General features: G+C 57.1%; 1 protein-coding gene. It reads left to right on the top strand.

The annotated features are described in order from the left end of the window. A partial coding sequence (locus I5L03_RS13315) for an integrase core domain-containing protein (protein WP_197922636.1) occupies positions 1–345 on the top strand: 345 nt, incomplete at both ends.

The following is a 345-nucleotide window of genomic DNA, read 5'->3' as shown; positions in this document are numbered from 1 at the left end:
CCGGACCTTCTGCCGCTGGTATGATCGTTACCTTGAAGGTGGCCCCGAGGCGCTGGCAGACCGACTTTACCTACTTCAAGATCATAGGATGGGGCTGGGTCTATCTCTCGACCGTGCTCGACGATTATTCGCGCTACATCGCAAGCGAGTTGGCCGAATACATCGAGGCCAACAAGATGAGCCACGTGCGCGGCGCACCCTTCCACTCACAGACCCACGGCAAGATCGAGCGCTGGCATCAGACGCTCAAAAACCGTGTGCTGTTGGAGAATTACTTCCTGCCGGGCGATCTAAAACAGCAGATCGAGGCCTTCGTCGAGCATTACAACCACCAGCGCTACCACG

It is taken from the genome of Aurantiacibacter sediminis (assembly GCF_016019885.1).
GTDB classification, from domain to species: Bacteria; Pseudomonadota; Alphaproteobacteria; order Sphingomonadales; family Sphingomonadaceae; genus Alteraurantiacibacter; species Alteraurantiacibacter sediminis.
Note: the sequence above shows the minus strand (reverse complement) of the source record. Positions and strands in the feature narration are given on the sequence as shown.